This window comes from Paenibacillus antarcticus (assembly GCF_001637225.1).
Lineage (GTDB): Bacteria > Bacillota > Bacilli > Paenibacillales > Paenibacillaceae > Paenibacillus_AQ > Paenibacillus_AQ antarcticus.
This window is the reverse complement of the sequence record NZ_LVJI01000050.1, coordinates 1-6,691: the sequence shown is the minus strand read 5'-3', so window position 1 is coordinate 6,691 and position 6,691 is coordinate 1. Positions and strand designations below refer to the sequence as shown.

8 protein-coding genes are annotated in these 6,691 nt (G+C 38.3%); 4 read left to right on the top strand and 4 right to left on the bottom strand.

The features are described 5' to 3' along the window. Positions 1 to 1,132: prenyltransferase (locus tag PBAT_RS22390; protein WP_157091348.1), on the top strand; the 1,132-nt coding region annotated here is incomplete at its 5' end. Positions 1,133 to 1,175: 43 nt separating this feature from the next. Here PBAT_RS22390 and PBAT_RS22385 read toward each other — a convergent pair. Then, positions 1,176 to 2,102 (bottom strand): LysR family transcriptional regulator, encoded by a 927-nt coding sequence (locus PBAT_RS22385; protein ID WP_068652904.1) that lies wholly within the window; start codon positions 2,100 to 2,102, stop codon positions 1,176 to 1,178. Positions 2,103 to 2,334: 232 nt separating this feature from the next. Between PBAT_RS22385 and PBAT_RS22380 the strand changes: the two genes are divergently transcribed. Both PBAT_RS22380 and PBAT_RS22375 read left to right on the top strand, forming a co-directional pair. Next, on the top strand, positions 2,335 to 3,384 hold the full coding sequence (locus PBAT_RS22380; RefSeq protein WP_068652905.1) for a YeiH family protein: 1,050 nt from the start codon (positions 2,335 to 2,337) through the stop codon (positions 3,382 to 3,384). A 130-nt stretch (positions 3,385 to 3,514) separates the two neighbouring features. Further along, a complete protein-coding gene (locus PBAT_RS22375) occupies positions 3,515 to 3,835 on the top strand; it encodes a hypothetical protein (protein WP_068652906.1) in 321 nt (106 codons plus the stop codon). A 164-nt stretch (positions 3,836 to 3,999) separates the two neighbouring features. On the opposite strand, the gene PBAT_RS22370 is transcribed toward PBAT_RS22375, so the two are convergent. The 3 genes from PBAT_RS22370 to PBAT_RS22360 form a co-directional block, all read right to left on the bottom strand. Further along, positions 4,000 to 4,527 carry a hypothetical protein gene (locus tag PBAT_RS22370; RefSeq protein WP_068652907.1) on the bottom strand — a complete coding sequence of 176 codons (528 nt, stop codon included), beginning with the start codon at positions 4,525 to 4,527 and terminating at the stop codon, positions 4,000 to 4,002. A gap of 94 nt (positions 4,528 to 4,621) precedes the next feature. Next, on the bottom strand, positions 4,622 to 5,554 hold the full coding sequence (locus PBAT_RS22365) for an alpha/beta fold hydrolase (RefSeq protein WP_068652908.1): 933 nt from the start codon (positions 5,552 to 5,554) through the stop codon (positions 4,622 to 4,624). 50 nt (positions 5,555 to 5,604) lie between these two features. Beyond that, on the bottom strand, positions 5,605 to 6,132 hold the full coding sequence (locus tag PBAT_RS22360) for a helix-turn-helix domain-containing protein (RefSeq protein ID WP_068652909.1): 528 nt from the start codon (positions 6,130 to 6,132) through the stop codon (positions 5,605 to 5,607). A 235-nt stretch (positions 6,133 to 6,367) separates the two neighbouring features. Between PBAT_RS22360 and PBAT_RS22355 the strand changes: the two genes are divergently transcribed. Further along, positions 6,368 to 6,691, top strand: a 324-nt coding sequence (locus tag PBAT_RS22355; protein ID WP_169810163.1) for a collagen-like domain-containing protein, incomplete at its 3' end; no start/stop codon positions are given.

The window sequence follows — 6,691 nt, the reverse complement described above, 5'->3', positions numbered from 1 at the left end:
GTACAGGTATGTGCCGGAGATTCTTCAGGGCGAACCGCCAACGGTGTTCGAATTCGAACATAATCGTGAGAACGTAAATGTATGGGATGACGTTAAAGCGAAGGCGCGGGCATGGAAAGAAGCGGTACGTCCTTTGTCGCTCACAGCGGCGTTAGTGCCGATTCTATTGGGTGGAGCACTTGCCTTGTCCCAGAGTGATCAGTTCAATATGCTGACCTTCCTACTTACGTTGTTCGGAGCGATCATGATTCAAGCCGGCACGAATATGATCAATGATTGGAAGGACGCCGAACGTGATAATGAGAACAAATCGGGTATTCGTCCATTTACGGGTGGTTCAAGAATGATTCAACTTGGTCTAATCTCAAGAGCGGATATGGGGTTCTTCGGGATAATCCTTTCAACGAATGCCGTATTAATAGGAATATATTTGGTGTTCGCAAGTGGTATGGGTCTGATTCCACTTATCCTTTATGGACTAATAGCAGGTGTTTTTTATACGGGCGGAAAAGGAAAGCTCTCTTTCATTAATATGGCAACAGGTGTGGCAGAATTTCTCGTTGCTACGACCTATGGCGTATTAATGACGATGGGTGCGTACTATGTACAGACAGGACACTATTCATTGGAAGCGTTCCTGATCTCTTTACCTGTCGCTTTATTCATTAATAACGTTCTGATTATTAACCAATTCCCAGACTCAGAATCTGATGCGAACTCTAATAAGAAAACATTAGTTGTTCGATTAGGAAAGAAGAAAGCAAAAAACATACTAATCGGTAGCTTTATCATTGGGTATGCGATTATCGGGTTGTTACCGGTCATTGGATATGGACCCTTTACGTTATACTTTTCATTCCTTTCCATTCCATTTGCGGTCCAGGCGATCCGTTACGCACATCAGAACTATGACAAGAATGCTGTGGATCTTATTCCGAGCAATGCACATACAGCGATCAATCACTTATTCAATGGTTTGCTTCTTGTGTTTGCATTTCTATTGAATAGTCTTACGATTGTGCTTCCTATGCTATATTTAGTGGCTTCCTTAATCCTTGTCTTCTGGGTATGGAATTACATTGAAAGACATAGAAAAGTCATGAATGACTTCAGATTAGCTTTTAAGAAGTAATCTAGGGTCCGTTACACAGATCATGCCAGAGTCCTTGATTATATCAAAGACTCTGGCTTTTTTTTTCGAATATGATGGTCAATGAAGGCTCAAGTTCCCGTATTTTCTGTATGAATATTTTAACGGCCATCGTATCTAAGGACTTCGGTTCTTGTATAATATGGAAATTGCGTGTAAATCGTTTCCCTTTGATTTGAATGTGATGTAATTCCCCTGATTCTAACTCTTTATGTATGACCCAGCGAGATAACATGGCTATGCCAAGTCCAACAACGACAGCTTCCTTGACCCCTTGACTGCTGTTAAATACGAAAGATCGTGTGACACGAAGTTGATTATCTTGAATAAATTGGTCGCTGTATGCTCTTGTGCCAGAACCACTCTCCCTGAATATCCAGACTTGATCTTGCAACATCTGTGATTCAACAGTTCTTAATGTATGTAGCGGATGAGCCGTTGAAGAGACCAATAACATCTCATCTTCCATAAAAGGAGGTCTCAGTAGAATCTCCGAATACTCAACGTGACCTTCGACTAAGCCAACATCGAGTTCTTTAGAATGAACGGCTTGCGCGATTTCTTCTGTATTGGCTATCGTTACCTGAATATCTACTTGCGGATATTGATTGACAAATTGTGCAAGAAGACGAGGCAGTATGTATTCGCCGATCGTAAAGCTGGCACCTATTCTTAAAGATCCCGTCACTTCATTTCGTAGAACATGTATTTTCTCCTTTGCCGCTTCATAAAGTGATACCATTTGTGTGGCTTGCTTGTACAAGATTTGGCCTGCCTCTGTCATCTTTACTTGCTTAGAAGATCGATGCATGAGCTGAACTCCAAATTCATTTTCTAAATTTCGTATGTGTTGACTCACTCCTGGCTGAGAAAGATTAAGTATTTCTGCAGCTCTGGAGAAATTTCGCTGTTCTGCCACGGTAACAAATACCTTTAAGGTATCTACAATCATCTATTATGTCCTCCGTTAGTATGTCATTATAATCGATAGAATTCTTAAACCCATTGTATCCTGTTCCCTATTTGTGAACAAACTATTGTACCTTATCAAACGAAGCATAAGTTTTTCTAATGATATAGATAGCATTTAGGTATTTCTCTTCTTTGTTTGCGCATCTTATAGTTGAGACATAGAAAGCAAACAGACTTTCTCAACTAGAGATATAACAAGGAGTGGGTACACCATGGACCAATCAGAGATATTCTCCATACAAAGCAAGAAAAAACAACATATAGGTTTTGCACTTGGAATAGGATTAACCTTGTTCATCGCTATTGTTGCCAAAGGATTAGCGGGGTTCCCATTCCTCACAATCATGGGACAACTAGTGATTGCTATTTTGATCGGAATTACTTGGCGAGCCATTGCATGCGTGCCGGATATGATCGTTGCAGGAGTTAATTTTTCTAGTAAAAAATTGTTGCGTCTCGGCATTATTTTACTGGGTATGAGGCTTAATCTCCTGGACATTGTAAATGCAGGTCTCAAGGTATTTCTTATCGCAGTAATCGTTATAATGTTTACACTTCTCATCGTGTACGGCATAGCAAGGTTGTTTAAAGTTGAGAAACGCTTGAGTATTCTGACAGCCTGTGGAACAGCAATCTGTGGCGCAGCAGCAGTTGTTGCGATTTCTCCACAAATTAAGGCTAATGATGACGAGACCGCAATTGGAGCGGCAATAGTGGCAATATTAGGGACGATATTTACGTTGCTATATACCTTTCTATATCCATTTCTAGGGCTAACGCCATTAGGTTATGGAATATTCTCGGGAGCAACCTTGCATGAGATTGCACATACAATAGCAGCAGCGGCTCCAGGAGGGAATGAAGCAGTAGATATCGCGGTGATAGTCAAGTTAACGCGGGTTGCTATGCTTGTTCCGATTGCTATTCTAATCGGCATTTGGAGCAATAGATCGGAACAGAAAGAGAAGGGGGTTCATAACAAGTTTTCATGGAAATCTATCCCTATTCCTTGGTTTATTCTTGGATTTCTTCTTGTCAGTGGCATTAATTCCTTAGGGTTCGTTCCCATGTCTATTGCAAATGGCATTGTAACCATTGCATACTTATTGATTGCTATGGCGATGGCCGGTCTTGGATTGAACGTGGATTTGGTGGCTTTTAAGCGACTAGGAATGAGACCATTTGTTGCGGGACTTATAGGATCGGTCATACTCTCTTGTCTAGGGTTCATGCTTGTTCATTTATTTGGGCTTAATTCATAATGTTTATGAATAATTTGATAGATAATTGGTTAAACAAGTTATTATGTGGTTAACAAAAGCTATCTAACGAAATTCAGCTACTAACATATGAATTGAAGTGAAGCCCACATCAATGAAGGAGGATAATATTATGGCACTTGGATATTTATCGATTTTATTTATTATTATAGCAGTTGTCAGCGTAATCAGTATTGCGTTACTGTTTACGGTGAAAGAACCAAAAACCAACAATGTGATATTCGTAGTTACCGCCATATTGGGTGTTCTTATCGGCTATATAAGTGTTACGGCTCTTCCAAGCAACTACGTGGTTTCTCGAATCGTTGCAGGCACCTTTGGTATTGTTTCTGTTATAGGGATTGTTCTAATGTGGATGAAGAAGGAAGTTATAGCAAAGTTTTTGGTGGCCATTTCGGTCGTGTTCGGTGTTCTTCAGCTTTTTTTCTTTTAATTAGTACTAAGAGATATGAAGTGATACATAGGATTGCCCAAAGCTCAAGTGGATATATCTGCTTGGGCTATTTTAAATGAATAAAATAGCTACTAAGTTTGAAGACACAGAAAATAGATGAAAAAAAAAGCCCTTAGTATTAAGTAAGGGCAATAACAAATGGTTCAATCTGCACTTAAGGATTCTAGTATCGCATCGAACTTACTTTCTATCTCAGACAGACTTTGATACACAGACTCGCTGAAGTCATTTTCTGTAAGCTTGTCTTTACCATCTAAATGATTTTTTATACTCGTTACTGTTTTTGCTTTATATGCTGCAATTTCTTTTAGGGCAGAGTCACTTTTTTTCTTGAGTTCCTTAGCCTTTGTAGAGCAAGTAGCTTTGGCTGAATTTAGCGTCTTTTTATCTAGATCTCTTTCAGCTTTTGCTTTAGCCAATACCTCTTTACTAGCTTTACTCTTGACTGCGTTGTTATATTTTGTTGTTGAAGTCTTAGACTTCTCTGTTAACGCCTTTACATTCGTACACAAGATATCATTCAATTTCTTCTGTGCATCTTTGACCTCTTTAACTTGATCCTTATATGATTCGAAAAATAACTTGTCAACGGTAGACGTTGATGTAGCAGCTAATACTTGTGATGGTAGTAATACTACAAACAGTAGTATCAGTGTTATTATTTTACGCATGTCTTCGTGCCCCTCTCTACCCTTGATCATAAGGGTAATTATGGAATAACACAACACGGTAGGTAAAGGATAGAGTCATGTAAGAGAAGGGAATTTACTTTGAGAGTGAATCTAATAGTTTTCTTATTTCTCTAATGACAGTCTCTGGTTGTTCCAAATGGACTGAATGACCAATTCCTTCGGCAATAATATGTGTTTTATCTGTTGAAAGTTCAAGTATTGAAAGGTGCCCTGCTTGCCAATTTTTTATATTTGCTGCATTCTGTCCACTTGTAATAATGACTAATGGAATATCTCCAAGTGTGTCAATAGCACTAACTTGTTCAGTACTTTCACCTAAAGAAATCAATTCATTCAGCATGTTATCATTTAAGAAATGCCGATAGAAGAGAGCTTTATCTAATTTCCTATATTCGCGAGATAAATGTTGTTGCACAAGGTTTAATGAAGAAATCAAACGGAATTGTCCTAATACTCGTATTAAACCCAGAATAGATAGATACTTAGCAATACGCATTATCCGTAGTAAAGGTTTTCTATTTAATTGTTTATAAAATTGTGGGGTTCCCCCATCAACGATGACAAGACCTGCTACCTCACTAGGATATGTATGAGCAAACAAACATGCATTAAGAGCTGAAATAGAATGGGCTACAAGAATGAAAGGGGCTTTCTCACCTGAGGTTATTAAAAGAGTGTGTAATTCTTCGACCATTTGCGCACTGGTTCGTGGCTTGGAACTGCCTTCACTCCAACCATATCCAGCACGATCATAAATACAAGTCCTCGAGGTCTTAGATATTTCTGGTTGGATCAGACTCCAATTGGTATAGGCAGGTAAACCATGACCAGAATCAAAGATGATAGTCGGAGAACCTTTGCCTTCTCCAAAAATATGTAGTTTATGGCCATTTACTGATACGAGCTCACCTGGTGGGGGATATTTTTTTGCTTGAATTACAAGGGCAGTATAGTGGTACAGTATACACAATATGAATATTATAATAATCACATATAGAAAAATCATTGTGTTCTCCTCCCATTTCTACAATAAAAAATATTAATATTCTATGTCTGTTAGTTCTGACTTGGTAGTAAGATTGTTGTTAGCATGTGCAACTGACGGTCTGCGCTAGGGGGATTGTTCAAGAGAGGTATTAATAACTTTTGAAACGCGTCAGCAAAATCAATTAATTCGTCATTGCTCAAATGAAGAGCAACTTGTCTGAAATGTACGTTATCCCTTATAAAATCAATAGAATCGCTTTGAAGATACTGTTCTATATTGCTTAATAGCATCGTAGTAAAGGTTCGAAAATATCTTATTTGATCTTCTTGCCCAGCTATTTCTAAATCATGTTGAGTTAGAATGGCAGCTTGATCATATAAGGCGTATGTTTTCTCAATCGCCCCGCGCGCCTTTTTTTTATCGACGATATATATGATGTCCGCATCAAGAAGTTTTTTTAGATGTCGATATAATGTAGTCTGGGGTACATCAACTAAACTTCCTAGAAGTTGTTGAGTGGTAATCACCTTTTTAACAGTCAGCAATTGTATAATACGTAATCGAATCGGATGTGCAATAAGATCTGGTTTATTCATGTTTATCACCTCGAGTCTGTTGTTATCATTATTTCCAATAATGGTAATAATGTCAAGTCATAATGTGGAGGATTTGAGTCGATTTCGTTACATATTCGTTGGGAATAAAATGGAGTAATCTGACACCTATTTTCAGATAAATAGAGTAATGTCTATTAGTTATTAGATTGAAGTCCATACCTCCAATAAAAAAATATCATTATATATACAATTGTAGTATAGGGAGGTGTGTAACTTGAGGTGTGATAATACACATAAAAAGAATGGGATGACTCCAGTAACAAAGAAGCGTATTCGTAAAAAGAAATGTATCGTTAAAGATCATACAAAACCCTGTAAAAAGAAAACTAATATTATTAGCCCTCTGAGAAGAAAAAAAGAATGTAAAAGGGTTATTCTGATTAAGAAAAAATATAAACGAGTTGTTTGTCCACAAGTAGAAATCAACGTAATAGCTCTGAGTGGGAAAAAAGGACCCCGAGGTGAGCAAGGGACACAAGGACCTACAGGTGCACAAGGATCACAAGGACCTACAGGAGCGCAAGGGACACAAGGACCT